Source organism: Rhodomicrobium udaipurense JA643, from assembly GCF_000636015.1.
Classification (GTDB): domain Bacteria; phylum Pseudomonadota; class Alphaproteobacteria; order Rhizobiales; family Rhodomicrobiaceae; genus Rhodomicrobium; species Rhodomicrobium udaipurense.
This window is the reverse complement of record NZ_JFZJ01000032.1, coordinates 1-24,576: the sequence shown is the minus strand read 5'-3', so window position 1 is coordinate 24,576 and position 24,576 is coordinate 1. Positions and strand designations below refer to the sequence as shown.

24 protein-coding genes are annotated in these 24,576 nt (G+C 59.8%); 2 read left to right on the top strand and 22 right to left on the bottom strand.

The annotated features are described in order from the left end of the window. Positions 1-2 precede the first annotated feature (2 nt). The 22 genes from T281_RS06980 to T281_RS19860 all read right to left on the bottom strand — a co-directional run bounded on the left by T281_RS06980 (position 3) and on the right by T281_RS19860 (position 20,581). Entirely contained in the window at positions 3-347 is a 345-nt protein-coding gene (locus T281_RS06980; protein WP_037236317.1) for a rod-binding protein, read from the bottom strand. A 155-nt stretch (positions 348-502) separates the two neighbouring features. Beyond that, a complete protein-coding gene (locus tag T281_RS06975; RefSeq protein WP_037236315.1) occupies positions 503-904 on the bottom strand; it encodes a hypothetical protein in 402 nt (133 codons plus the stop codon). 3 nt (positions 905-907) lie between these two features. Further along, positions 908-1,675, bottom strand: coding sequence for a flagellar biosynthetic protein FliR (locus T281_RS06970; RefSeq protein WP_052037206.1), 768 nt, complete (start codon positions 1,673-1,675; stop codon positions 908-910). Further along, complete coding sequence (flhA, locus tag T281_RS06965) at positions 1,672-3,720, bottom strand: flagellar biosynthesis protein FlhA (RefSeq protein ID WP_037236312.1); 2,049 nt, start codon at positions 3,718-3,720, stop codon at positions 1,672-1,674. The genes T281_RS06970 and flhA overlap by 4 nt, the downstream gene beginning before the upstream one ends. Positions 3,721-3,805: 85 nt before the next feature. After that, positions 3,806-4,072 (bottom strand): flagellar biosynthesis protein FliQ, encoded by a 267-nt coding sequence (gene fliQ / locus T281_RS06960; protein WP_037236310.1) that lies wholly within the window; start codon positions 4,070-4,072, stop codon positions 3,806-3,808. Between the two features lie 6 nt (positions 4,073-4,078). Further along, complete coding sequence (gene flgD / locus T281_RS18205) at positions 4,079-4,489, bottom strand: flagellar hook assembly protein FlgD (protein WP_081796658.1); 411 nt, start codon at positions 4,487-4,489, stop codon at positions 4,079-4,081. Further along, positions 4,416-4,895, bottom strand: coding sequence for a flagellar biosynthesis repressor FlbT (locus T281_RS06950; protein ID WP_052037205.1), 480 nt, complete (start codon positions 4,893-4,895; stop codon positions 4,416-4,418). The genes flgD and T281_RS06950 overlap by 74 nt, the downstream gene beginning before the upstream one ends. After that, positions 4,892-5,239 (bottom strand): flagellar biosynthesis regulator FlaF, encoded by a 348-nt coding sequence (flaF, locus tag T281_RS06945; RefSeq protein WP_037236305.1) that lies wholly within the window; start codon positions 5,237-5,239, stop codon positions 4,892-4,894. The genes T281_RS06950 and flaF overlap by 4 nt, the downstream gene beginning before the upstream one ends. Before the next feature lie 20 nt (positions 5,240-5,259). After that, a complete protein-coding gene (locus tag T281_RS06940) occupies positions 5,260-6,294 on the bottom strand; it encodes a flagellar hook-associated family protein (protein WP_162173132.1) in 1,035 nt (344 codons plus the stop codon). A 17-nt stretch (positions 6,295-6,311) separates the two neighbouring features. Further along, a complete protein-coding gene (gene flgK, locus T281_RS06935; protein ID WP_037236291.1) occupies positions 6,312-7,781 on the bottom strand; it encodes a flagellar hook-associated protein FlgK in 1,470 nt (489 codons plus the stop codon). Between the two features lie 12 nt (positions 7,782-7,793). Beyond that, positions 7,794-9,035 (bottom strand): flagellar hook protein FlgE, encoded by a 1,242-nt coding sequence (locus T281_RS06930; protein WP_037236290.1) that lies wholly within the window; start codon positions 9,033-9,035, stop codon positions 7,794-7,796. Positions 9,036-9,148: 113 nt separating this feature from the next. After that, positions 9,149-10,528: a FliI/YscN family ATPase gene (locus tag T281_RS06925; RefSeq protein WP_052037204.1), complete on the bottom strand. Its 1,380-nt coding sequence runs from the start codon at positions 10,526-10,528 to the stop codon at positions 9,149-9,151. Continuing rightward, a complete protein-coding gene (gene flgF / locus T281_RS06920; RefSeq protein ID WP_037236288.1) occupies positions 10,525-11,250 on the bottom strand; it encodes a flagellar basal-body rod protein FlgF in 726 nt (241 codons plus the stop codon). Before flgF ends, T281_RS06925 begins: the two co-directional genes overlap by 4 nt. Positions 11,251-11,334: 84 nt before the next feature. Further along, a complete protein-coding gene (locus tag T281_RS06915) occupies positions 11,335-11,727 on the bottom strand; it encodes a response regulator (RefSeq protein ID WP_037236286.1) in 393 nt (130 codons plus the stop codon). A gap of 93 nt (positions 11,728-11,820) precedes the next feature. Beyond that, positions 11,821-12,414, bottom strand: coding sequence for a transglycosylase SLT domain-containing protein (locus tag T281_RS06910; protein WP_081796656.1), 594 nt, complete (start codon positions 12,412-12,414; stop codon positions 11,821-11,823). Next, on the bottom strand, positions 12,368-13,891 hold the full coding sequence (gene fliK, locus T281_RS06905; RefSeq protein ID WP_037236284.1) for a flagellar hook-length control protein FliK: 1,524 nt from the start codon (positions 13,889-13,891) through the stop codon (positions 12,368-12,370). Before fliK ends, T281_RS06910 begins: the two co-directional genes overlap by 47 nt. Beyond that, positions 13,888-15,048, bottom strand: a complete 1,161-nt coding sequence (locus T281_RS06900) for a hypothetical protein (RefSeq protein WP_037236281.1) — start codon at positions 15,046-15,048, stop codon at positions 13,888-13,890. The genes fliK and T281_RS06900 overlap by 4 nt, the downstream gene beginning before the upstream one ends. After that, entirely contained in the window at positions 15,045-16,121 is a 1,077-nt protein-coding gene (locus T281_RS06895; RefSeq protein WP_162173131.1) for a flagellar motor protein MotB, read from the bottom strand. The genes T281_RS06900 and T281_RS06895 overlap by 4 nt, the downstream gene beginning before the upstream one ends. Beyond that, positions 16,051-16,701 (bottom strand): hypothetical protein, encoded by a 651-nt coding sequence (locus tag T281_RS18705; protein ID WP_155955142.1) that lies wholly within the window; start codon positions 16,699-16,701, stop codon positions 16,051-16,053. The genes T281_RS06895 and T281_RS18705 overlap by 71 nt, the downstream gene beginning before the upstream one ends. Before the next feature lies 1 nt (position 16,702). Further along, on the bottom strand, positions 16,703-18,310 hold the full coding sequence (fliF, locus tag T281_RS06885; protein WP_037236271.1) for a flagellar basal-body MS-ring/collar protein FliF: 1,608 nt from the start codon (positions 18,308-18,310) through the stop codon (positions 16,703-16,705). Positions 18,311-18,408: 98 nt separating this feature from the next. Beyond that, the gene (locus tag T281_RS06880) at positions 18,409-19,380 is read right to left on the bottom strand and encodes a flagellin N-terminal helical domain-containing protein (RefSeq protein ID WP_037236268.1); all 972 of its coding nucleotides are present in this window, start codon (positions 19,378-19,380) and stop codon (positions 18,409-18,411) included. A 319-nt stretch (positions 19,381-19,699) separates the two neighbouring features. Then, positions 19,700-20,581, bottom strand: coding sequence for a methyl-accepting chemotaxis protein (locus tag T281_RS19860; protein ID WP_246741821.1), 882 nt, complete (start codon positions 20,579-20,581; stop codon positions 19,700-19,702). 1,078 nt (positions 20,582-21,659) lie between these two features. Between T281_RS19860 and T281_RS17565 the strand changes: the two genes are divergently transcribed. Together T281_RS17565 and T281_RS06865 are read left to right on the top strand one after the other, a co-directional pair. Then, complete coding sequence (locus tag T281_RS17565) at positions 21,660-22,214, top strand: hypothetical protein (protein ID WP_052037202.1); 555 nt, start codon at positions 21,660-21,662, stop codon at positions 22,212-22,214. A gap of 11 nt (positions 22,215-22,225) precedes the next feature. Further along, entirely contained in the window at positions 22,226-24,538 is a 2,313-nt protein-coding gene (locus T281_RS06865) for a chemotaxis protein CheA (protein WP_052037201.1), read from the top strand. Positions 24,539-24,576 lie beyond the last annotated feature (38 nt).

The window sequence follows — 24,576 nt, the reverse complement described above, 5'->3', positions numbered from 1 at the left end:
GGTCAAGCGGATCGTCCGGCGGCACGCGCACCAATGATCTTCGAGCGCTCTTCAAGGCGGTCCGCGATGCCCAGGGCGCCAGCGCGGCCACACGCTTCCGCGAGCGATTGCGACATCATGGATTTCCAGACGTTGCCCGAAAATCCGGCACCGAAGGCCGTGGCGCTTTTCGGCAGCATGATTTCGAACAGCGTATTCAGCACGGAAATCTCGAACAGTTCGTAGGGAGATTTTCCCGTAGCGGCTGCTCCCGAAGTTGCCGGGTGAAACGTCGCAAGAGACGCCGCCCCCTGACCCGCCATGCGCCTCGCCGCCTGCAACTGTGGCTCCGCCAGCAGTTCATCCATCGAAGGAGCTGGCCCATTCATTTCGGCCAGAAGCCTCAGACGGTCCGCGGATTCCCGTACGCGCTGCGGACTTGCCGCGCGCATTGCATCAACTATGAGGTCTGCCCCTTGATCGATCGTCATCTGTTTCTGTCCGCGGTGATTAGTTGAAGCATCTAATTGCGGCTCTTATCGCGAGCGACTTGGTCAAGAAAAGTATCGATTGCCTCGGCGAGCCATAGTCTCAATTCCTTTTTCGACTTTTCGTCTTGGCGCATCTCCAGACGCTTTTTGAGCAAGATTTCTATCTTTGACAGTTCCAGCGCCTTTTGAACGAGACCTTCGAGGAGAATGGAATTTCGCTCGACCGCGTTTTCACAGGCGGCCAACCTGCGAACGACGAGAAGAGGCGGAACAGTTCCTTCGTCGGCCGCGTTCAAATAGCGTTCGGCGACTGCCGCCTCTCTTCTACTGTCTTCGATGAGAGCACGCATCTGCTCTGCCTCAACCCGGGCAGCCAGCAGCAGTTGGCGATGTGCATTCAGCAAGCGCTCGGTGCGTTCGAAAGAATTTTTCATGGTTCAGATCTCTCGGAGCCAGGATGCGAAGGCCCCCATGAACAGCAAGAACATCTCCCCCGCGATGAAGTAAAAAATCAGCATTCCACCGCCGATGACGAATGGCATCGACAGGAAGTAGGCGGGTGTCTGAGGGGCGATGCGGTTGAGTACGCCGAACAGCAGGTTCACAAGGAAGGCGAAGACGAGAAGGGGCGCGACCACCTGAAGCGAGACGAGGCATGCATCCCTCAGGGTGTCGACGACGCCGCTCAGGCTCGGCGCGAGGCCAATTCCGGTGCCGACGGGCAGAACCGTGTACGATTGCAGAAGCGCCTTGAGCACTTCGAGATGCTGGTCGGTCGCGAGGAACAGGAATGCGGCGGTCAAACTGACGAACTCGGCCAGCGGCGGCGTGGTCTCTCCGTCCTCTTCCACGGCATTGACCGGCATGGCAAGACCGAGCGCGGCGGAGCCCGCAACGGCAAGAAACTTGAGGCTCGCGAAGAAAAAGCGAACCATGATGCCGATGACGAGCCCTTTCGCCGTCTCGATCAGGACGAGCGACACGAGCGAAGGCGTCGAAGACAAGCTCTCTCGCGCGCTTTCGAAGTTCCCGAGCGCGAATGCAACCGCCACGCTGATCGCGAGGCACACCATCAAGCGCACGCGCACCGGAACCCGCGCGCCACCGATGGCCGGCAGAACCATCAAGCATCCGCCTATGCGGCAGAGCACGAGGAATATGGAGAGCACACCACCCGGCAGGGCATCAAGGGCCTGCGAAATCATGCGACCGCACCGAGTTGCACGATGGGGATGCCGCGTGCGATCTCCAGATGCGACAGAACCGGAAGGTTCGGGAAGGTGCGTTCGGTTATCATGCGCACGTAGAACCGAATGTCCGGGCCGGCAACCAGAACGAAGTTGCTCTTCTTGTCCATCAACTCGCGGACCTTCTCCGACAGTTCCAGAGCGAACTGCTCAATGAGGGCCGGACTGATGTCGAATTCAACGATCCCGCCCTTCACGTCACGACGCAGCGCCTGCTGCATGGCTGTTTCCCAACGTTGGCCGAGACGCAGAACCCTGAGCGTGCCGCCATCGGAGAAATCCGCGCAGATTTGCTGCGCGAGTCGCGTCCTGACATGTTCGGCGATCAGTTCGACCCGCTTTGCGTGCGGTGCGATTTCGGCCACGGCCTCAAGAATGAGGCTGAGATTGCGGATCGAGATGCGCTCCTGAAGCAGACGCCTAAGCACGGCGTGAAACGTCGAATTCGACAGGCTGGAGGGGACGATTTCGTCCATAAGGCGCTTGTATTCGGGCTCCAGCGTGTCAACGAGCCTGCGGTAGTCCTTGAAGGAGAGCAGTTGCGAGAGATTGTTCCTCAGCGTCTCCGCGAGGTGGGTGAGGAGAACCGAAGTTCGGTCGACTGGCGTAAAACCCTCCGCGCGCAGCTTCGCCGAAAACCCATCGGGCACCCACACCGCCTTGATGCCGAATGTTGGATCGCGCGTCGCCTCGAACGGGACTAAAGGGGCCGGGCCATCGCCCGTCAGCACGAGCACTTCGCCGAGGCGCAGTTCCCCGCTGGCCACGACAGCGCCATGGATCTTGATCTGATAAGCTTTGGGCTGCATGAAGATGTCGTCCGTAAGCTTTATCTCGGGGACGATGAAGCCGTATTGTTTCGCGAAGTTGCGCCGTATGATGGAAACGCGATGGCTGATCTCTTGGTACTCTGGAAGGAGGACGCTTGCGATCTGCTTGCCGAGGCAAAGCTCGACGTCCGATAGCCTGAGCGACTCCTTCACTGACAACTTCGCCTGCGCCTCCGCTTCAACCCGCCGGCGATCGGTGGCGGCTGCCTCACGCGTCGCAAGACCGGCTTTTCGCCGCGGCTCCGCATAAGCCACAAACATCAGTGTCCCGGCGAGCAGCGCGAAAGGAAAAAACGGCAGGCCGGGCGCGACTGCGAGCACGCACGAAACCACGCCGGCAACAAAAAGCGCACGCGGATAGTTACCGAGCTGGCTGAGAACCACTTTCTCAGCAGAGCCGCGCGTGCCGCCTTTAGACACGAGCAGACCAGCGGCGAGCGAGACGATGAGGGCCGGGATCTGGGTAACGAGGCCATCACCGACCGAGAGCTTGACAAAGACGTCGGCGGCGGATGCGAACGTCATGTCGTGCCTTACGACGCCGATCACGATGCCGCCGAAAATGTTGATGGCCGTGATGATCAGGCCAGCAATCGCATCGCCGCGCACGAATTTCGACGCGCCGTCCATCGCGCCAAAGAACGCGCTCTCTTCTTCGAGTTCGCGCCTCCGTTCCATCGCCTCCTTTTCGTCGATGTTGCCCGCCGCGAGGTCGGCATCGATAGCCATCTGCTTGCCGGGGATCGCGTCGAGGGTGAAGCGCGCGCCGACCTCGGCGATACGGGTGGCGCCTTTCGTGATAACCAGAAAATTCACGGTGACGAGGATCAGAAAGACGATCACGCCGATCAGGAAGTCGCCGCTCATCACGAAGTCCGCGAAACCCGCGATGACGTAACCTGCAGCCGAATAGCCTTCAGCGCCGTGAGAAAGGATGAGGCGGGTTGTTGCGATGTTGAGTGACAGTCGAAGCAGCGTCGAGATCAGCAACACAGTCGGAAAGGCCGAGAAATCGAGCGGCTTTTGTATCCAGAGCGCAACCATCAGGATAAGAACGGACAATGCGATTGATATCGCGAGGCCGATATCGATGATCACGGGTGGCAACGGGACGAAAAGCACCGTGAGGATAAACAGGATACCGAAGGCGAACCCGACATCCTGATTGTTCATCCCGGCGGCAATGGGCTGCGCACCGGTCGTCTGGGGTGACGACACGCTCGATCTCCGTGGTGGTTTAGGGAAATCGGCTTCCCGTTCAGAAGCCGTGCTCGATACGCGAATAAGCTTGCTCGGAGATCCCAAGCAATACGCTTCCGATGAAGGACGCCGTCAGCATGGCCACGACGAAGACCGCGACGATTTTCGGGATGAACGTCAAGGTCGCTTCCTGGATCTGGGTCAGCGCCTGGAACAGAGAGACGATAATCCCGACCGCCATCGCCGCGCCAATCATCGGCCCACTAGCCAGAATGACGGCCCAAATGGCTGATTTCACGAGATCCATGGCGTCTGCCTGGTTCATGACCGCCTACGAGATGACAACGCCGGAAGCCAGTTCGATGGTGCTCCCGTTGGCCAGGGTTGCGACCGAGCCTGATGAATTTATTTCGATAGATACGATTTTGCCGGAAACGGTCCCGTCTGCGGACGTTACGTTCTTTCCGATGAGGGATGCTCCCTGCGAGATTGCCGCTTGCGTCAGCATGGTATCCAACCGCGAGTTCGCGTTGACAAGTTGCTCAACCGACGAAAACGATGCCAGTTGTGAGATGAACTGTGTGGGGTCCGTCGGGTCCGTCGGGTCCTGGTTTTGAAGCTGCGCCACAAGCAATTGAAGAAAACTGTTATAGTCCAGCGTATTGGATTCACTTGTTGAGCTGGTTGACGTTGATGTCGTCGACGCAGCATTTGTTGATGAGGTGGTTGCCGGAACGGACATTGCTTTGTTTCCCTGCGTCCTTGAGTTTGCCCTGGAGACATTCGGCCACGAAAGGCCTTAGAACCTTCAACGCGTCGAAATATCGGCCACCATCGACCAGTTGCTCAACGTGATCCAAGGCGGCTCCCAACTCGCTAGACGCATCGCCACCCAACTCCGACGTTATCTCAGCCACGGATTTTCTGACGCTATCTGCGCTTCCCGGATCGATCAGCATTGCCTGGATAAGGAAATACAGTTGACGGACCGGCGTTGTGGCCCGCTCAGCCTGCATGACGTATGCTTCCAGCAAGAACGCGACATCGTTGAGAAATTCGATCGAAACCTTCCGGTCAGCCCGCAAAACTGCGCCGTTGATGAAAATCCGTTCGCCTGGCTTAAGGCTGACCGAAAAAGGACGCGTCATTTGAGGCCTTCTGCGACGGATCGGGATACATCGATGATGAATCCAAAATCCTTGCTTTCACCGCGCCGAATGGCCTCAATGCGCCGAAGCACCGCGATTCCGATTGAGATGAGATCCGCGCGGAGCTTGTGCGGCAGCCTGTTATCGGGCAAGCCCAGTTGCTCGATGAAGAAGACCCAGAGGCGCTTCGTGTAAAGAAGCGCTTCGAGCGCTTCCGCTGATCGAGGGCCTGCCTCGGCGCCCCGTTGTAACAGGTTGACCGAGCGCAGGATCGACGCGCGTTCCGTACCGCGTGCTGTCCTGACATCTGTCGCCAACGCTTCCTGATACGGCGAATGATACATGGTGAAGTCCCCGGCCTTGATTAGACGCTGAGATATTTGACGAGCGACAAGCTGTAGATCCGGTTGGTCAGCGTGTAGGACGTGTCGAGAAGCGTCTCAAGCTGCGCCAGCCTTGCCGATGCCTCGGTCGGATCTGAGTCGCCCAGCTCGCCGGACCATTTATCGACCAACGCTTTTTCTGTGGTGAGCCGGTCGTTTGTCGATGTGATCTGCGATTGCGATACGCCGAGCGTGGTTTGCATGCCATTGATGCCCGCCATTGCGCTGTTCACCTTTTCAAGCGCCGCTGCGATGACAGTTTGCTGCGTCGCCGAATTGAGGTTGTCGAGGCCGAGGTCGGAGATCATCGTGTATGCTTCGGCAAGCTGCCGGAACGCTTCTTCATTTGCGGACACCGATGTTGTCACCGTTTGCCCCTCGGATATACGCGCGGTTCCCCTCGTCGAAGAAGCGTTCGACCAGTTGCTCGACCACGACGTGTCATCGAACAGCGTGGCATAATCGCCGGCCAGAAAGGATGTCATGTTGCTGGCCGTGATCGAACTCGCCGAGGAGTCGGCCTGCGTCATGCCGAATGCCGCGTAGAAGGCGCTCGCCGTGGCGGCTTGCCCGGCATCCGAGTAGTCGTTCAGCGGGGCAACGGTTGTGTTCGAGCCGCCAAAGACGTAAGCGCCGCCCGTGCTGGTGTTCAAGGAGGTAATCAGTGACCCCAGCATGCCCTTCGCCTGCGTGGCGAGCGCGCTCACATCCCCGGTGCTTTTCGCTGACAGGAGCGCGTTGCTGAGCGTCTCGGCGTCGCTGTAGATCGCGGTGAGCGACGTGGTCGAGGCCTTGGTCTTGTTCAGCACGATGGAATTGGCGTTGATCGTATTGGTCAAGCTTGTCGATTGCGCCTGCAGAGTTCGATAAAGCCCGTATTGACTTCCCAGAGCCGAAACAGGATCGGAGATCTTTCCGCTTGAGGTCTCGGCGGTCAGCTTCGCGATCTTGACCTGCGTGTCCGCAACCGCGCTCGGCGCAATTGAATAGAGGACTGATGTGGAAACTGTGCTCACCAAGGTTCGCCCTCCGGCTAGATCGCGTTGAGAAGATCCGAAAACATCTGATCGACGGCTGAAACCAGCTTCGCCGAAGCGGCGTATGATTGTTCGAGCGCAAGCATCTTGGAGAGCTCGGTATCGAGGTTCACTCCTGTGGCGTTCGAGAGCGCCGTCGCCGCAGTGCTTTTTACGGTCGCGCTGTAGGCGGCCGCACTCGACGCGCTTTGCGACTTGACCCCGAGCCAGGAGGCTGAGGCGGCGGCATAGTCGCTCAAGCTGATAGAGGTGCCTGCGCCGGCGCTGGTGTCGAATGTCATTTTGGAGCTGAGGCTATCGACCAGCCCATCCAGGCGGTCCGTGTAGCCGGATTGGCCGGGGCTCGGATTATAGACATAAGGGGCGGCTCCATTGGTGGAGATGCCACCATCCCTCAGCAGGGTCGGAGTAGCGACAACTGAAGACGCTAACGAAATCCTAGCCGCAAGCCCCTCGGAAACAGTTCCTGAAGTCGGGACGACGAGACTTCCGCCGTCAGTAAAGAGGCCAGCCTGGGCTGAGCCGGTGCCGGATGCGCTCTGATCGGTTTCCTGGAAAGCGGTAATCAGGCCGCGGGCGATCTCGTCGAGTTGGTCCTGATAGGTGACGGCAAGATCGTCCCTTACCTCGACCAGCCCAGCGAGCCGCCCGCTCTTGATTTCATAGGACGCGCCCGACGCAGTGACGGGCACGCCATCGACATAGACCGCGTTTCCCTGCGTGGACGCTGCGAACGCGTTCGTCGCCTCGAAAGTGACGGAACGGGCGGCTTTGTCGAACAGGGTCACGCCGCCGTCCGTATAGATAGCCATGTCGTTGTTCGAGCGCGTCACCGTGGAGATGCCGATTTCGGCGCTCAGGCTTTGCAGGATGGCGTCGCGCTTATCAAGCGCATCGGTGACGTCAGCGCCGATGACCGTTCCCTTGACAATCGTTTCGTTGACGGTCTGGAACTGCGCCAGCAAGTCATTGATCGTCAGAACGGAGTCCGCAATCGCTGCGTCTGCGTCTGCGCGCACCTGCTGTACGACATCGCTGGCACTGTTGAGCGCACCTGCGAGGTCGCTCGCCGCCTGCACGGCGGCACTCGCCGCAGCCGTAGATTCGGGCGACGCCGCGTAGGTCGACAGATCGTCCGACAGAGCCGAGATGAGAGCGGTTGGCGACGTGGTGTCATCGGCAGAGGTCGCGCCAACCGTGCTCTGCAGCCGCGTGAGCGCGTCCGAGATAGCCCCGTCGCGCGAGTCGTCCGCTTTCGCCGTCAACAGGCTTTTCAGAGCGGCGGCATTTGTCACTCGCGTAATGGAGACGACCGACGGCAAGCCGTTGATCGTGACTACATTGGCGAGCTTGCGGCTCGCCCCTTCCGTGCTCTGATTCGCTACGTTGCGCGAAAGGACCGCGGTCTGCGACGAAGCGACGGAGATGCCTGCGGTGGCGGTATCGAGCGCAGCAGTCAAGGACATCGGTCAGACCTTTTAGGTGTTGAGATTGACCAGAACTTTCAGAAGGTCGGACCCCGTCTGAAAGACCTTGGCGTTGGACTGATAGATGTTCTGAGACTGGATCATCCGAGTTAGCTCCGTCGCGAGATCGACGTCGGAGTTCTCAAGCGTGTAGTCGCTGATCGTCCCGAAGCCGTTAGTCCCGGCGGTGCCAATTTGAACGCTGCCCGAATCCTGATTAGGCAGATAGGCGTTGCCACTGATGACAGTCATATTGTCGGGACTGGCCACCATCGCGAGCGGAATCGTGTAGGCGGCCACTGAAGAGCCGTCCTCATAAACGACCGACAGCGTGCCATCGTCCGAAATATTCACAGACTTCACGGCGCTAGCCGCGTTGCCGTTCACGTCCGCCGAAAACGTGTAAGATGTATCAAGCTGCGTCGATTTAGATATATCGAGCACCACCGTGGAGCCGTTTGGCACAGGGACCGAAAGGCTCGTTGGCGAAGTGAGCGCGTAGGTCGTGGAGTCGAACGTCAGAGTTTCGGTCGCAAGCGCGGCGCTCGAATAGGGGAAGCCGCCAGCGGTTGCGTCCGCCTGATTATAGACAGACACTTCCCATGTATTATCGCCCGTTTTTGTGTAATAGGCGTCGAGATTAACTGCTGTGCCCGCGTTATTGTACGCGGTGAACGAGGTTTTTTGCGTATAGGTCGCATCCGCCGCATTAGCCGAAGGCAGCTTGGTCGCATCCGTTACAGCCGTCGCCTGCAAAGGCAGATTGAACTTGACCGTGCCTTCCGTCGACGGGACCGCCTTCATCGCCAGGTCGCTGATGTTGACCTCTTCAAGCCCCGCGTAGCTGTTTGCTGACGGCGTCGTGCCAACCGGATACCCAAGAAGCGTGTATCCGGCCGCATTCTCCAGGGTGCCGTCAGCTTGCTTCTCAAATGAGCCCGCACGCGTCAGAACCGGGGTGCCGTTCGGTCCCGACACAATAAAAAAGCCGTTTCCGTCCACGGCGAGGTCTGTGGAACTGTTCGTCGATGTCGTGCCCGACTGGCTGCCGATCGCCACGCGAACATCGGCATCCACGCCGCCCGACTGATAGTTCCCCGAGCCGCTGCTCGTAACGAGGGTCGAGAACTCGGTCGAGGCACCCTTGTACCCAGTGGTGCTCACATTTGCGATGTTGTCGGCCACCGTGCTGAGAGCCGTCGATTGAGCGGCCATGCCCGACGCACTGGTGTTAAGAAGTCCGTAAAGGCTCATGCGAATCGCTCCTCAACCTAAGTTCTATTTCGGTTGTAAGCGCTATAGCTTGCGCGGACCTTGGATCGACTGGGAAATCGCAGAGAAAAGGAAGCGTCGCGGATCGCGCGACCTCAGGAAGCGCGCAGCATCAGGCGCAGCATGTCGTCGAGCGTTTCGCCCGGATGAAGATCCTCGGCGCTCTGCGTGAGGTAGCGATAGAGGGCAGGGACGAGACGGACGGCCTTGTCGAGTTCCGCGTCATTGTTGGGCTTGTGGCCAGCAATCATGCGGATGTCTCGTGTCTCCTCGAACCTTGAAATCAGCCCTTTGAGATCGCGCACGGCGGACTTTTGGCTCGGCGACCATACGCGCGGAGCGAGCCGCGAGACCGACCCGAGAATGTCGACCGCCGGAAAGCGCCCTTGGTCGGCAATGGCGCGGTCGAGCACGATGTGGCCGTCGAGGATGCCGCGTAGCGTATCCGCTACAGGATCGTTGTGGTCGTCCCCATCCACGAGAACCGAAAAGACGCCCGTAATCGATCCCGTGCCGCTCGAATTGCCCGCCCGTTCTAGCAGCTTCGGCAGGTCCGTGAAAACGCTTGGCGGATAGCCGCGCGACACAGGTGGCTCCCCCGAGGACAGCGCGATTTCCCTCACGGCGTGAGCGTAGCGGGTGACGGAGTCGAACACGAGAAGCACGCGCTGCCCCTCATCGCGGAAATACTCCGCCACCGTAAAGGCAGTTTTAGCCGCGAGGCGCCGCATCATCGGGCTTTCGTCGCTCGTTGAAACAACGAGAACGGCCTTGGCCAGTCCATCCTTTGCCAATGTGTCGTCGATGAATTCCCTGACCTCGCGCCCGCGCTCGCCGATTGCAGCAAACACGGTCACGTCGAAGGAACTGCCGCGTGTCAGCATGGACAGGAGAGTGGACTTGCCAACGCCCGATCCGGCGAAAATGCCGATCCGCTGGCCGGCGCAGAGCGGCGTGAAGACATCGATGACGCGCACGCCCGTCGGCACGGACTCGCTCACGCGCTGCCGCTCCAGAGCGAGTGGCGGTGCCTGGTCGATCGGAATGAAGCGCCTCCCGCGTGAGAGCGGCGGGCCATTATCTATGGGACGACCCAGCGCATCGATGACGCGCCCCTTCCATGTTTCGTCCGGCCCAAGCTTCAGCGTTGAAGCAAGCCTGACCGGCGCACCGAGGAAAGGCTGGTGACGCTCCTCGATTGTTCGGACCAGAATCGTGTCGCGCTCTACGCGCAGCGTTTCGGCGATGGCGTCGCCCACGTCGGTCGTGATCGAAACCCAATCCCCGAGCTTCGTGAATTTCGACAGCCCCTCGACGCGGATGTGTTCCGTCGAAAGCTCCACCACCCGGCCGCTGACGATCGCGAGCCGATCGTCAAGCGCCGCCTCGAAAGTTTCCGCGAGAATTTCGAGAGCGGTGCGACCGAAGCGCGGCTGACCGTCGGAGGACGCGCGGTGCGGCTGCTCAACCGTCATGAAGCGGGCGAGCCGAGAGACTGAATAGCGGACTTCAGGCCCGATTCGACGGACTGGATTGTCGAGGCCGCCTCATCGAAAGCGCGCTGCACATAAATGAGCCTGGCCGTCTCCTTGATCGCGTTCACGTTCGACTCCTCTACGTAGCCCGATGCCATGCTGCTCTTGGCCGGGTCCGTCGCAGCGATAGCTGCCTTGTCCGCGATAAACCCGCCTTCGACGCGCGAAAGCTTCGCATCGGAGTCGAAGACGAACACACCGAGCACGCCGACGCGCTCGCTGTTCTGCGTAACCGTGCCGTCCTCCGCGATCTGCGGCGTCGGACCGTTGGGATCGACCTGCATCGGCGCGCCACCCGCGTCGAGCACCGGATGGCCGCGCATCGACACCAACATTCCGCTTGTCGTCAGTTGTATGCGGCCATCGCGCGTGTACATCCTCCCAGCGGGAGTCTGGACGGAAAGCCAGCCTTGGCCTTTGAGAGCGACGTCAAGCGGATTGCCGGTCTTGATCAGCCCGCCCGCACCGAGGCTGACGACGCCATCCTTCGAGGTGACGAAGGCTGTCATCTGAGCATCGGCTGCCGACAGCACACTGTCAAACTTCATTTCCGTGCCCCGATAGCCAACGGTATTGGCGTTCGCCACGTTCTGAGCGACGGTATCCAGGCGTTTCTGAAGCGCAACCTGAGCGGAAAGCGCTACATAGAGCGACGACTGCATGAACGTCTCCGGGGGTGTGCAAAGATGCTGCGGGAAGGGCGTGGCAGGGGAAACCGGGGGATGAGCTGACCGTTGCGCCGGAGGTCAGGCGGCCGCTTTTGCGACAGCGAGCGCCTTGTCGATCTTTTCCTTGAGCACGGGCGCGCTGAACGGCTTCACGAGATATTCGTTTGCGCCCGCTTCCTTCGCCGCCGCAACATTGTCCGCGCGCGATTCAGCCGTCACCAGAATGAAGGGAGTCTGCGCCGTCGCCGCGTTGGAGCGAACGTGGCGCAGCAAGTCGTAACCGGACATCGGTTCCATATTCCAGTCGGAGATGATCAGGCCGTAAGAATTCTTCTGGATCATCTCCAACGCCATTCCGCCATTGGATGCCTCATCGACATCATCGTAGCCGATTTGCTTGAGCAATTTCCGTACTATTCTGACCATGGTGCTGTAATCGTCTACGACGAGAACTTTGAAATTGGCTGTCATTGCGTCGACTCCTGCTCGCGGGCGTGCGCCCTGTCTTTTTCGCATTCTTGCTGAAAAAGCTTATGCGAGACTATCCGAGCCGCAACTGCTGTTCTATTTAGGTTGCGTCGCTGCCTGTCGCCTCTCCGATGCGCAGAACTCCGAAGCCTGAGGCGTCCACACCCCGAAGCCGCTTTGCACAAGTCGATCCAGAACCTGGCATATGTAACGCTTCTGTCCTTTCTTGTTATTCTTGCCCGCGTTGTAGCGGGCCACCGCAAGGGTCCACGTGCCCTCTCGTTGTTTCAGCTCCTTGAGAAATCGGGCAGCGTAATCGACGTTTTTTCGCGGATCGAGCATTTCGTCGACGGACGCGAACTGCTCGCCGTGAAAGTAGTAGTTCAGCTGCATGCATCCCACGTCGATGAGGCGTAGCCCCTCGCGGCGCGCCGCGTGAAAGCGTTCAATCGCCTGCGCCTTGTCGAGCGAATAAATAGCTTTGCCCTCAAGGTTGAGGGAGAACGCGCGCAGATTGCCGCCTATGCCTGTTTCGGCAAGACCAACGGCGTAGAGCACACCCAGCGGGATCTGATACTTGCTGGCAGCGGCGACCATTTCGCGCTCGCACAGATTTTGCTCAACCGCCCCCGCCGGTGGAAGGCTAAATATAAAGAGCACCGCGATTGCGATGGCTCTCAGCTTGCCCATGCTCCGATCCCTCTTTCATGCTCCGATTGCCGGATTCACCCCTGTCCTTCTGGCCGCTTCGTCCCATCCCGTCCGATCCTGTGTCGGCTGAACCCGATTGCGCCTGATCGCCGGAAGCTGTGACACTGCCGGTCGTAACCGGCGTCACAGGCTGCGGCGCAAGCTGAATTGAAACCGTATCGACCTTATATCCGGTAGAGCGAAGCAGCCCTTCGAGGGTTTCCCGGTCCTGCGCCAGCAACTGCGCGGCCTCCGGTTGCTCGACACTCAGAACGACGGAAAGCTTGCTGCCGTTCATGGATAGCCGCACAGTTACTTCGCCAAGATTTTGCGGCGTAAGGCCGAGTGTGAGCGTGCGGACAGGCTGCGTAGTCTCGGCGGCGGGAAGTGCGACACGGGATGTCGGTTGCGAGGTGTCGGCTGAAGAGGCCGCCGATATCGCGTTCGCCACCTGCTGCGCAACGGCGCCGGAAGCAGTAGAGGCGGACGCGGAGAGAACAACCTCCGATGGGCTTGCATCCTGCGTCACAGCCGCGGCTGCTCCACCCGCGGCTGCGGATGTCGAGGACGCTGCGGCAGCGGATTGGGAAAACGGGCGCTTCCCGGTATTTGGGCTGAAGGTGTCCTCGGCACTATCCGATACCGTTGCGGCTGGCGCGCGAGAGGCGATGTCTGAGCCGGTGGTCGATGCGAGATCGCTTGCGAGCGCGGCAGACGCCGAACGCTGGCGGCCCGCAGTTTCCGATGCAGCCACCAACAGCGCAGATCCGGTAAGCGGAACTGTGCTTGCGGTCGATGACAATGACCCTTGCGTTTTCTGCGAGAGCGTTGAGCCGTTTAGCACCTCGGAAAAGCGTCCGACAGACTCCGTCTGGGGCAGAAAATGCGTTTCAGATTTGAGGACGACAGCGGCGAGGGTTTGACCGCCAGATGAAACCGCTTCTTTGGTGGAGAGGTTGGCGGCACTCTCACCGTCGGTTGCCGTGGCCTGAAGTCCTTCCGCTATTACACCTCGTTCGAACTGGAGGAGCATCGGAAAAGACTGTCCTGCTGCTGGCGCGATGCCGGGGATATCGGTAGTTTTCTCATCGGCTGGCGCCGGCTCGGCGGGGTCTTCGGCGGTGGTAGCGATCGCCTCCACATCGCCTCTCCCAACGGCATTGCCAGACGCGAGTTCGGCTAGCTCCGCCTCAATCGCGCGGCTTGCATCCTCGGCGCTGCGAACGTCTTTGCCGGTGCTCGCTTGGCGCGCCCCATCGATAACTGCATCCGCCAGAGAGCCGGAAAATTTCACCGCTGCAAAGGACATTTCGCCAGCGTTGGCGGGCGAAACTGGCGCTTCACCCTCCGTAACGGGATCGAGGTAGGAGGAAAAGTCGGCTCCGCCCCGGCTTCCCCTCTGCTGACCGGACTTGTCTGCGCCCAATAGAGCCGTGGTCGAGGCTGCCGCCGCGCCGGACCGCACTATATCTGTCATCTTTCCCTTTGCAGAACCAGATCGGCGTTCGCGACGGCTGCTCGCGCTTCCATCACTCGTTTGTCGCCGAGAAAAGCCCGGTTCCCTCCCCGATTCCCCGCCAAAGCCACTTCATCACTTAACGGCTTCGGGGTTTCGCGGAGCTTGCGCGCCAACTGAAGCGAGGCAGAAAGGAGTGCGGCGTCATCTGCGTCAAAGCCTTCGGGGTCGAGCGACTTGAGCGTGTCGCTCGACCGTTCGTACTTGTCCGTGACGATCTCGATGGCTGCCTGATATAAAATGAGCCGCTGCTTTTGCGGCGCATCGTTTTCAACGAGCGCGAGCCCCTTTCCGGTCGCAAGCAGGGCCAGCGATCGCCGCCCGGAAAGCACACCGCGCTGCGCAACCTCGGTGAGGAAGCAGACCGGACACCGCCCGAAACCCATGGGCCGCGCTTCCAGCATCAGCTCGAGGATTGCCGCACCGTCTGCATCCTCGAACCGCGGCAGGTAACTGACGATTCGCGTCTCGGCGTCGCCGGCGAAGGTCGATGTGTCGAAGCGCCGGATATAGGCCAGCGCCGCCTCCGCGAACTCCTGCGCTCGAAGCTTTTCGCCCGCGAGGACGATACTCTGACGCAGCGCCGCTTCTTCCACGAGCGTTCCCGGCAGCAGAAGTCGGGCCAGCCCGTAATACGAAAAGGCGCGTTCCGCGTCGGTCCGGGCCGCCAGAAGCGCCTGAACGAGAGCGAGGTGACCGCCGCGCACCGCGTCGAGGGAGCGGGCATCGATCGACAGGAGTATTGCCTCGGCGCGCGTCGTGTCCCCGCTGCCATGCGCAACGATGCCACGGATCAGGTTCCTCTCCATCTCGCCGGGCTGATCGTCTTTCCAGGGCTTGATATGCTCGACGCCGCCGCCGCTCAGAACAAAGATTTCCGCAAATTTCAGAAATTCCTCATTCTTGAGTTTGAGGCGGGCGGCCTCGCGCAGGTGGGCTGCGAATCGCTCGCGCGCCTCGGCCATCTCCATGGAGGAGGCCTGCGTTCTGGCGACGGCGTCGAAACGGCGCGCATCATCCCGAAGATCCATGATCAGCGCCTGCTCGCGCTCCGCCGCCTGCGTCGAAGCCATGGCCGTTACGAGCGCGACGAACCCCAGCACAACTGCCGCTCTCATCTTTCCGAGTCTTTCAAAAGCACTTCGATACGACGGTTCTCTGGAGCGAGAGGATCATCGGGATTACGCGGCTGCCGATCGGCATATCCTTCGATCGATAGCACTCTTCCATCGCCAATCTTGCCTCGCGCCAGCATCAGGAAGGCCATGCGCGCCCTGTCGCAAGACAGAACCCAGTTCCCATAGCGATCGCCGGCAAAGGGGCGTCCGTCCGTATAACCGCGGATGATGATCTTGCCTGGATATTTGGAGATGATATCGCCAATCCTGGTCATGACTAGAACCGTGTCGGGCTTGGGCATCGCGGAGCCGACATCGAACATGCTCCGCTTCGTGTCGTCCATGAGGCTGATCAGGGTTCCTTCCGCAACCCCGGCAACCGAGACCTGAACCCGAAACGACTGCGGAAGATTGCTTTGGAAACTCTCGATATCCTTGAGAATTTGCTCTGCCATCGAAGCCACGGGCTCCTTGCGTTCCGTCTCAGCGACATTGGCGGATGTGTGCGATCTTGGCGCGTCCGATCGTTCAACTGACGGTGTCTGGGAACCCGACGCAGCGCTCACCTTCGCGGTGCGGACCAATCGCGGCTCGGCAATGAAAGGATCGCGCGAAAGCTGTCCCGCCGCAGCGCTTGAGTCTTGCTCTTTCGATGCAATGCGCAGTGCTTCTTCAGCCTGGGTCGCGAGTTGCGTGAGCACGCCGAACGGATTGCGCGTGAGCTCTTCTTCGGAAAAGACGTGCCGATCCTTCGGATCTACAACTGCGGAGTTGGGACGCCCAGCGGCAGGCGACTTATCTTGGGCTTTTGGTGCTGCCGCCGCGACGTCTTTCGCTGGAGGTGCGTGTTCATTCAGTTTTACGGGGTTGAAGTAGTTGGCAATCTGGGACAGTCTTTCCTTTGAACTGGAATTCACAAGCCACATCACCAGGAAGAAGGTCATCATCGCGGTCATGAAGTCCGCGTAGGCTATCTTCCATACGCCTCCATGATTGTCGCCGTCACTCCGGTACAGCTTCTTGCGAACCACTATGTCCGTGTGCGCCCGCTCGTTCTTCTTGTGTCGCGCCATACTCATGAACTCCGATACTCATTAACCAGCGACCAAGGCTCAGCTCTATTACGGTTTTATCGATGGAAACCGCCACCTCACATGTATCTGCAATAACTGTCTCGACGATCACTGCGTCATCGAGACGGCTGACCAGTTCCTGGACCAGATCCGAGGGACCGCTGATCTTTAATTTTATGACCCCTTCGTCTGAAGTTAGCTTTCTGATTTCCGCTAAAAGTCTAGCTATAGCTTGTTCTGTCAGGTGGCGTCCGACGACCGGCGAGAGGATGCGCGCAACGGCATCGCAGACCTCGCCCTTGATGGCCGCCATCGACTGAAGCACAAGGCGCTCAAGGCAATCCGCTTCGCCTTCCACCCACTCTTTTCTTGCCGTCTCGATCTCCGATCTGTGTCTTGCGATGCTCTCGGCGAGCATCTTGTTGCTCGCCGAGAGCGCCTTCGTCTCGCCCTCCTCCAGGCCTTTCCGGTAGGCTGCGGCTATTTCGAGTTCCCGGTCATCGACGCATTCGCTCGGCAAAGGATTGCCAAGGCGGGCTAGAAATTCCGGCAGAGCCAAGCGGCCCGAGACTGCTTCCACGTCAACCCTCCCTGATCCAGTCGATGAGAACGGCAGCGGCCTTCTCCTCGTCCTCGGCAATCGCTTTCTCGACCGATTTCAACGGCGAGTTCTTCTTGGCGCTCGGCGTTGGCAGCGGCGGACCTTCAGCGTCGCCAGAGGTTTCGACCGTTGCCGCGACGGTCTCAAGAACGGGCGTGGACCGTTTGTCGGCGGCGATTTGCGGCGCGGGCCTGGGCTTGTTTTCGAGGATCATCCGTAGCGAGGGTCGAAGCCCAACCGCGACGAAAAGGATCGTCGAAATGAGAAGAGCGGCGGCGATTACATAGCTGCCCAACCCCTCCATCACATGATCCCAGAACGTCGGCGAAGGCGCTTGGTCGAACTCGTTGCCCCCGGCGAAATCGAGGGCGACCACAGTGGCCTTGTCGCCACGCAGCGAGTCCAGCCCGGCGGCAGAGGAGACAAGGCGCTCCACGACGCGGATCTGTTCGTCCGGTGCGGTCTTGGCGCTGTCGGCTGCCGCTATAAGCGGCTTCCTGTTCAGCACCACCGCCACGGCGATGTTTTCCACGCGGTAGCCCTCGCTTTGCGTTGTGACGCTTTTCGAGCTCACCTCATAGTTTGTCGTCTCTTCCTTCCTCTCGCTCGCGCGCTTCGACTGATCGGAAGGCTTTGTATTCTGTTGGTCAGTGGGAATGTTCTGCTCGACGCTGATATTCCATTTCTGATTGGTGTTTTGAGAGTTGCTGCTCTCCTTTACGGTGCGGGTCGAGCGCTCGGCCTTGGACTCTGGATCGAAAGCCGTCTCGTTGATCTGCTTCCTGTCGAGGTTGAGCCGGACTGTGACGCTCGTCTCGAAGTTCCCGAGCCCGAGGACTGGAGTCAGCGTCTTGCGAATGTTGTCGTTGATTTCGCGAGAGACCTGCTTTTCGAGGTCCAGCATCTTGCCGCTCGCAACGCCGGGGCCGTCATCGCCGGCTGAAAGGATCGTGCCATCGGTGCTGAGAACGGACACATGATCCGGCTTCATCCCTGGAACCGCTGACGCTACGATCTGACGGATAGCAGCAGCCGAGGGCGGCTCGGCACCTGCCGGCTTGACGACCACCGACGCCGTGGCGGGCTGCGGCTCGCGACGGAATGAACCGGCATCGGACATGACAAGATGAACACGCGCCGAGTTCACAGCGCGCATGGCTTCGATCGTGCGGGCAATTTCACCTTCGAGTGCCCGAACGCGAGTGACATTCTGCATAAATGATGTCAGGCCCAGCGATCCGAGCTTGTCGAAAAGCTCGTAACCGGCCGTCGCGTTGTTCGGGAGACCGCGCTCGGCAAGGATCATCCGTGCTCGCGCGGTGTCGCCCCGGTTCACGAAAATCTTGTTCGCTTCCGAGTTGGAATCGAACGGTATACCGGCCTCCTTGAGGACGGCGCCAATGCGTGAGACATCGGAAGCCGTGAGCCCGACATACAGCACATCCTTCTCCGCCCGGCTCACATAGTAACTGCCGACACCGATAATCGCCACGATTGCAACGCCCACCGCTACCAGTGCAGCAAGTCGGCGCGCGCCCAGCCCCAAAAGACTCACCCTTAACGCGTCGATCTGATCGCGAATCGCCATGTTTCCCCAGCCCGGTTGCGAAGCAGGCGGATCATCGTCTCGTTACCTTACGCGTAGCAGGAGCGCCGGGTTGCAGGCGCTCCTGTTCGCGATCAGGACTACTGGAAGAGCTTCAGGACCGACTGCGAGGACTCGTTCGCAATCGAGAGCGCTTGCACGCCAAGGCTCTGCTGGACCTGCAGGGCCGAAAGGCGCGTCGATGCTTCGTTCATGTCGGCGTCGACGAGCGAGCTCACGCCGGCATCCACGGAGGTCGTCAGCGAATCGACGAAGTCCTTCTGGCTTTCGATTCGCGACTGCGTGGAACCGAGCACAGAAGCCGCCGCCGTCACCGACTTGATCGCAGCTTCGACCTGCTTCTGGAAGGCGTTCAGCGTCGCCTGATCCGCAGCGCTGTCGGTCAGTGCAGAGATGTCGAAGTTGGCGACGGATTTACCAGTGCCCGCCGTGGAGTTGGTAACCGTCCCGTCCGCTGCGGTATAAGAGCCGGACGTCGCAGTGTCGACCGCGTCAAGAATGCCGGTGCCGGTCGCGTCGGCGTCGAAGAGCGCCGTGTCAGACTTGCTGAACGTGATCGTGCCGTAGGACACGCTGCCATCGGAAGAGCGGGAAAGCGACGCCACAAAGGAGGCGGTGTCGTTGTAACCCGTCGCGCCCGAATCGACCGAAAGGTAGTTCTGGCCGTTGAGGCTAGCGGCGTCGGAGATCGTCTTCAGCTGAGCCTGATAGGTCGCGACCTCGGCCTGGATCTTGGTCCGGTCGGCGCCCTGCGTCGTTGCCGTGACCAGCGAGTCCTTGATCTTGCTGAGCACGTTGGAGATCTCGTCGATTGCACTCGTCGCGGTCGACAGCGTCGAATCGGCGACGTCGAGCGAGTCGGAGATCGTCGTCAGCGCCGAGCTGTCGCTCTTCAGCGAGGTCGCGATCGAATAATACGAGGCGTTGTCGGCCGCCGTGCTGACGCGAAGACCGGTGGAGATCTCGTTCTGGGTCTTGTCGAGATTCTTGACGGTGTTCTGGAGGTTCAGAAGAGCCGTGTTGGCGGCGTTGTTCGTGAGAATGCTGGTCATCGAAGTGTCCCTTGGTCGGTTTGAATCGTGGGACATACCGGACTTGAACCGGCACGCTGAAACGGCATCATGCCTACGATCAGCACCATGTTGGTGCACCTCGCTTCTGCGTAGCTACAGTAAACGGCAAAATTACTAATTTTTGGTTAAGGCAAGGCGATTGCAGCAAATAACGGAACAAATTCAATCGTGCGCATTTATTATCGGCTGGATTAGTAATTATTATAAGATCGATTTAGAAGTAAAACGGAGAAATAGAACAGAAAAGCCCCGCATGATATCACGGGGCGTCTCCAATTGTGCAGACTAGACGCCGTAGTCAGGCTTCCAGCCGCTCTCTTGTATAGTGGTCGGCGTCAGATTCGCATGAGACATCGGCCCGATGTTCCGTACCGCGATCATCGACGTTGATGGCGTTCACGAAGTCGGCCATGCTGCTTGACAGTTTAGATGTGATATCGGCGAGGCTGCTGGAAATCCCCGACAGCGCCGCCGCCTGCTCCTTCGTTTTGCCCGCTACGACAGAAACGGAGCCCGAGCTTTTCGCAGCCTTCTCGCTACTTTGCGCGGCAAGAGAGACGTTCTGCGCGATTTCCTGCGCGGCGGCAGTCTGCTCTTCCACTGCGGACGCTATCGCGCCAGTAAAGCCGTGGATCTCGGAAATCTTCCCCGCCATTGACTGTATAGTGGCGATTGCAGCCGTCGTGGACTGCTGGATCGACTCAACCTGATCGGCGATTGCATCCGTCGCCTTGGCTGTCTGCGCGGATAGCTCCTTCACTTCCGAGGCAACCACCGCGAAGCCTTTTCCGGCATCCCCGGCGCGCGCGGCCTCGATGGTGGCATTGAGCGCGAGCAGATTTGTCTGATCGGCGATGGTGCGTATGATCTCGACGATGGAGCCGATCTCTTGCGTCGCGGTTGTGAGCGCCTCGACATCCCTGTTCGTCCGATGCGCTTCTTCCGTCGCCACCTCCACAACGGCATTGGTGCTGTGTGCCTGCTGGGAGACGTCCCGGATCGAATAGCTGAGTTCCTCGGTCGCCGCCGCGACGGCATTGGAATTGTCGGCGGCGCTGGCAGAAACGCGCGCCGCTATTTCAGCTTCGCGGGTCGAGGTTTCCGCCGCGTCGGAAAGAGTATCCGCCGATTGCCGAAGCTGGGCCACTTGCCGCTTCAGACCCTCAACCACGCTGGCCATCTTCTGTTCAAAGTGGCCAGCTTCCAGCCTCAGATAGTGCTCGCGCTCCTTTTCGCGTTCGCACGATCGTGCGACCTGTTCCCGGAGGGAGCACAGCTCGATCAAATTGCGGCGAAGCACCTCGACAGCCCGCGCGATCGGCCCGAACGGAGCCTTCTCACCATGGGGGAGGGACATCTGCTGCATATCGCCGTTTGCGAGGCTTAGAATGCCTCGCCCGAGATGCGTGAGTTGGCCAAGGATAGAGCGAGCGATCAACCACACCGAGATCGCGAGCACGGCCAGGAGGCCGCATATGATGGCGCCCTGCACATAGAGCCTGTGAAGGAAAGCCTCATGCAGACTTTTCGCATCTGAACTCGCCGAGACAAAGCCGCCGATTTCCGGCGCGGCCTGCACAAAGGTCAGTTTGGGGGTCCAGGGGCCGCGCCCAATATCCGGCAAACTTACCGTGAAGCCGTTGCCAGACGGGCTTCTCGCGATTTCAGCGGATGCCTGGATGGACCTCTTCACATCCTCTGATCCCGTTTCCAGCAGATTCTTGCCCTGCTGGGAGGGGATGCCATGGCTGAGCGCGACGCCATTAAGGCCATACGCAGAGATGACCTTCAAGCCGCCCTCATCCTGAAAGCGCGCGGCGCGGATGACACCGAGATAAGCTTCCCGGCCGGCCTTGGAGGTCGGACCACCCACTGCTGCCATCTGCGCGCGCGCCGCTGAGAGCACAAGGTTGACCTCATTTCGCAATTCGCATTGCCTGTCCTGCACCATCTGCGAGTACAGGAACCAGAAACTTACAACGGCCGCTGCTCCATAGGCGAGCAAGGCAAGGACCACGATCATATTGATCCGGGTTAACATTTTCAAACGGGCGGGCATAGCGCATACTCCACTCAGAACATCCATCGGTTGTAGCCGGGCAGCATTAAGGTGGAGTTGCAAGTCTCCGACACTTGCAACGGATGTCGTAAACGGTCTGAGGTTTCGCCGCAGATTTGCATAAAACTGCCTCTGCTCACTGAGGGGGAAAATTAGTTCGCCTACGGGATAGTGCTCGTGAAATCAGGAACAGGTTGCAATGTCGAACACTCTCCCCCACCCGACCTTCGGCGAGACCGAACCGCTGATCAGGGATCTGATCGCACGTGCGCCCCACCTTATTAATCCCAGATCAGGTATAGCGAACGATTTCATAAACCAATACAACGAGGCGCTGCTGCTCCTCGAAAATTTGCCCGTGCTTCTCCCTGAGATGATCGACGAACTGCTTGCGTGGAAGCCGAAGACTTACGTCGCCTATTTCGAAAGCTCTCCGCTAAGCGGTGGCGATGTCGCCATCAGAGTTTACGAACTGATTGACGACGACTTCAGAAGTACTTTTGAAAAACGCATTGCGGTGATGAACGCGATCGCTCAGCAAGCGATTTACCTCATTCGGGCCATGCACTCCAAGGCCGGCGACCTCAAGTCTGAACAGGTTGAGTGTTTTTGCCGAGTTATCTCGAAAAGACTCCGGATCGAAATCGAGAAGGCTGTCGATCTCATCAATCATGGTGGCGATGAGCCAAAAGAGACGTCGCAAGTGATGGCCGACCGCCTGATGGCGACCGTCGCCGATGTAAAATCGTCATAGAGTGCGCCATAATGGATGAGTTGCTAAGCGATTTTCTGAGCGAGGTCACTGATCACATTCAGGAAATTGAATCCCATGTGGTCGTCTTTGAGAAGAACCCTGCCAATACGGAATCTATTCGGCAGATTTTCCGGCTTTTTCACACGATAAAGGGGACGTCCGGCTTTCTGGGCCTCGACCGTCTTCAAAAGGTCTCTCATGCGGCCGAAACGCTTATCGATGCGCTTCGCAGCGGACGCGGACCGGTATCGCCCGCAGCGTCGCTGCTTTTGAAGGCGATCGATCGCGTCAAAAGCTTGCTCGAAAGCGTCGGCGAACTCGGCGAGGAGCCTGCTGGCGATGACGGCGATATCGTTGGCCGGATCGAGCAATTCCTTGGCCAGAGCGAGGAGGCGGAGGAAGCGCGCGCCGATCTCGCCGACGCGCCGGAAGCACTACAGCCGGAGCCCATCGGTCAGCAGGAAATCGCGCCCGCGCCTTTATCGGCGGACGCGTGCGCGGCGGCCATAGTTGAGACGCCGCCGCCCGCGCCGAAGGTGGACGCAGAGGCTTCGGCGACCAAGCCCGATACCGGCAAGGAGACGGGACAAGAGACGCTCCGCATTCCAACGGTCGTCATCCAACGCATCATGGACCTCGCCACGGAACTGGTGCTGTCGCGCAACCAGATCATGAACCTGTCGCAGCAGCAGGACATGCATCAGATGAAGATGCCGCTGGAACGCCTCTCTGGGCTCACCTCGGAGTTGCAGGACGCCGTGATGCAGGCCCGCATGCAGCCGCTCAGGCGGTTGTTCGACAGCGTGCCGCGCCTGATCCGTGATCTTTCAGCGGAGACCGGCAAGGAATTCAATGTCGTCATCGAAGGCGCGGACACGAGGCTCGACCGCCAGTTGATCGAAGCCATTCGCGATCCGCTGATGCATCTCGTGCGCAACTGCGCCGATCACGGCATCGAAGGCCCAGCCGAGCGCGCCGAGCGCGGCAAGCCGGTGGCGGGCCTCATCTCCATCGCAGCAACCCAGGATTCGAGCCAGATCGTCATCGAAGTGGCGGACGACGGCCGGGGCTTCGATAGCGAACGGATTCGGGCGAAAGCCGTCGAGCGCGGTCTGGCGGATGCGGACTCCGTCGCACGCATGACCGACGAAGAGGTGTACCGTTTCATTCTCGAACCCGGCTTCTCGACCGCGCAGGCGGTGACGACGATATCGGGCCGCGGTGTCGGCATGGATGTCGTGCGCGCGCACCTCGAAGCGATTGGCGGCAGCATCGGACTTCATTCGCAAAAGGGCGCCGGTTCGCGCTTCCTGCTCAGAATCCCGCTGACGCTTGCCATCGAGCCCGCGCTGATTGTCCGCGCGGCTGGCCAGCGGTTCGCCTTGCCGCAGAAATACGTCGTCGAAGCGCTGGACTATTACGACGGCACGCATGTGATCGGCGAAATGGACGGCGAGCGCATCCTGCGCCTTCGTGACGAGGTTTTGCCGGTGGCTCCCCTTGCCGCGATGTTCGATGTCGATGAAAGCGACGCGTCACCGGATAAGGTCGTGATCGTGCTTCGGCTTGGAGGCAGGAAACTCGGCCTCATCGTTGACGGCATCGGCGATATTCAGGAGATCGTGGTCAAGCCGCTGAGCCGCTTTTTCCAGAAGGATCGAATTTTTTGCGGCTGCACGATCCTCGGCGAGGGCTCCGTCATTCTCATCCTCGACCCGGCTGGAATGGCCGATCACATGAAGCTCGACCGTGAGCCCATCAAGACCGCGCCTTCGCTGGAGCGCATCGTCGAACTGACCGAAACCGCGCTGATCCTCTTCAGGGCTGGCGATGGAGCGAAAAAGGCAGTTTTCCGCAGCGCTGTTTCCAGGATCGTTCGCGTCGATGCGACCGACCTTACGCGAGCGGATGGGCGCTTCGTGCACCGATATCAGGATCGGCTGATCCCGGTGGTGCCTCTCGCAGGCCAATCTCTTTGCGCCAAAAGTTCGCTGATCCTGATCCTGAATGTCGGCAGCGAGACCTTCGGTCTGGCGATCGACGCGGTGATGGATATCGTAACCACGCCTGCCGGCATCGAACTTGCGGCGGCGACGCCCGGCCTTCTCGGCACCATCAGCGTCGCGCGCGATGCCGTCGAACTGATCGATCCCGAGCACTATCGCACGCTTGCCTTTTCACGGGAGATTGCGGATTTCGATGGCGACGCCGTAGCGGAATCCGACCGTCACGACAGCGAAGCGGGTGAGCGCGCCATGCCCGCAATGGCGAGGATCAATGAAAAAGCCGGAGTGAACTACGAAGATGCGTGCCATGCAGCCTGAATCCGTCGACACACTGACGCCTCGTCGCGAGCCATTCT

Excerpts from the sequence above, each read along its gene's own strand:
- T281_RS06980 (WP_037236317.1), bottom strand. The coding sequence starts at position 347 with ATGGATGAACTGCTGGCGGAGCCACAGTTGCAGGCGGCGAGGCGCATG.
- T281_RS06975 (WP_037236315.1), bottom strand. The coding sequence starts at position 904 with ATGAAAAATTCTTTCGAACGCACCGAGCGCTTGCTGAATGCACATCGC.
- T281_RS06970 (WP_052037206.1), bottom strand. The coding sequence starts at position 1,675 with ATGATTTCGCAGGCCCTTGATGCCCTGCCGGGTGGTGTGCTCTCCATA.
- flhA (WP_037236312.1), bottom strand. The coding sequence starts at position 3,720 with ATGAACAATCAGGATGTCGGGTTCGCCTTCGGTATCCTGTTTATCCTC.
- fliQ (WP_037236310.1), bottom strand. The coding sequence starts at position 4,072 with ATGAACCAGGCAGACGCCATGGATCTCGTGAAATCAGCCATTTGGGCC.
- flgD (WP_081796658.1), bottom strand. The coding sequence starts at position 4,489 with ATGTCCGTTCCGGCAACCACCTCATCAACAAATGCTGCGTCGACGACA.
- T281_RS06950 (WP_052037205.1), bottom strand. The coding sequence starts at position 4,895 with ATGACGCGTCCTTTTTCGGTCAGCCTTAAGCCAGGCGAACGGATTTTC.
- flaF (WP_037236305.1), bottom strand. The coding sequence starts at position 5,239 with ATGTATCATTCGCCGTATCAGGAAGCGTTGGCGACAGATGTCAGGACA.
- flgK (WP_037236291.1), bottom strand. The coding sequence starts at position 7,781 with ATGTCCTTGACTGCTGCGCTCGATACCGCCACCGCAGGCATCTCCGTC.
- T281_RS06930 (WP_037236290.1), bottom strand. The coding sequence starts at position 9,035 with ATGAGCCTTTACGGACTTCTTAACACCAGTGCGTCGGGCATGGCCGCT.
- T281_RS06925 (WP_052037204.1), bottom strand. The coding sequence starts at position 10,528 with ATGACGGTTGAGCAGCCGCACCGCGCGTCCTCCGACGGTCAGCCGCGC.
- flgF (WP_037236288.1), bottom strand. The coding sequence starts at position 11,250 with ATGCAGTCGTCGCTCTATGTAGCGCTTTCCGCTCAGGTTGCGCTTCAG.
- T281_RS06915 (WP_037236286.1), bottom strand. The coding sequence starts at position 11,727 with ATGACAGCCAATTTCAAAGTTCTCGTCGTAGACGATTACAGCACCATG.
- T281_RS06910 (WP_081796656.1), bottom strand. The coding sequence starts at position 12,414 with ATGGGCAAGCTGAGAGCCATCGCAATCGCGGTGCTCTTTATATTTAGC.
- fliK (WP_037236284.1), bottom strand. The coding sequence starts at position 13,891 with ATGACAGATATAGTGCGGTCCGGCGCGGCGGCAGCCTCGACCACGGCT.
- T281_RS06900 (WP_037236281.1), bottom strand. The coding sequence starts at position 15,048 with ATGAGAGCGGCAGTTGTGCTGGGGTTCGTCGCGCTCGTAACGGCCATG.
- T281_RS06895 (WP_162173131.1), bottom strand. The coding sequence starts at position 16,121 with ATGGCGCGACACAAGAAGAACGAGCGGGCGCACACGGACATAGTGGTT.
- fliF (WP_037236271.1), bottom strand. The coding sequence starts at position 18,310 with ATGGCGATTCGCGATCAGATCGACGCGTTAAGGGTGAGTCTTTTGGGG.
- T281_RS06880 (WP_037236268.1), bottom strand. The coding sequence starts at position 19,380 with ATGACCAGCATTCTCACGAACAACGCCGCCAACACGGCTCTTCTGAAC.
- T281_RS19860 (WP_246741821.1), bottom strand. The coding sequence starts at position 20,581 with ATGGCCAGCGTGGTTGAGGGTCTGAAGCGGCAAGTGGCCCAGCTTCGG.
- T281_RS17565 (WP_052037202.1), top strand. The coding sequence starts at position 21,660 with ATGTCGAACACTCTCCCCCACCCGACCTTCGGCGAGACCGAACCGCTG.
- T281_RS06865 (WP_052037201.1), top strand. The coding sequence starts at position 22,226 with ATGGATGAGTTGCTAAGCGATTTTCTGAGCGAGGTCACTGATCACATT.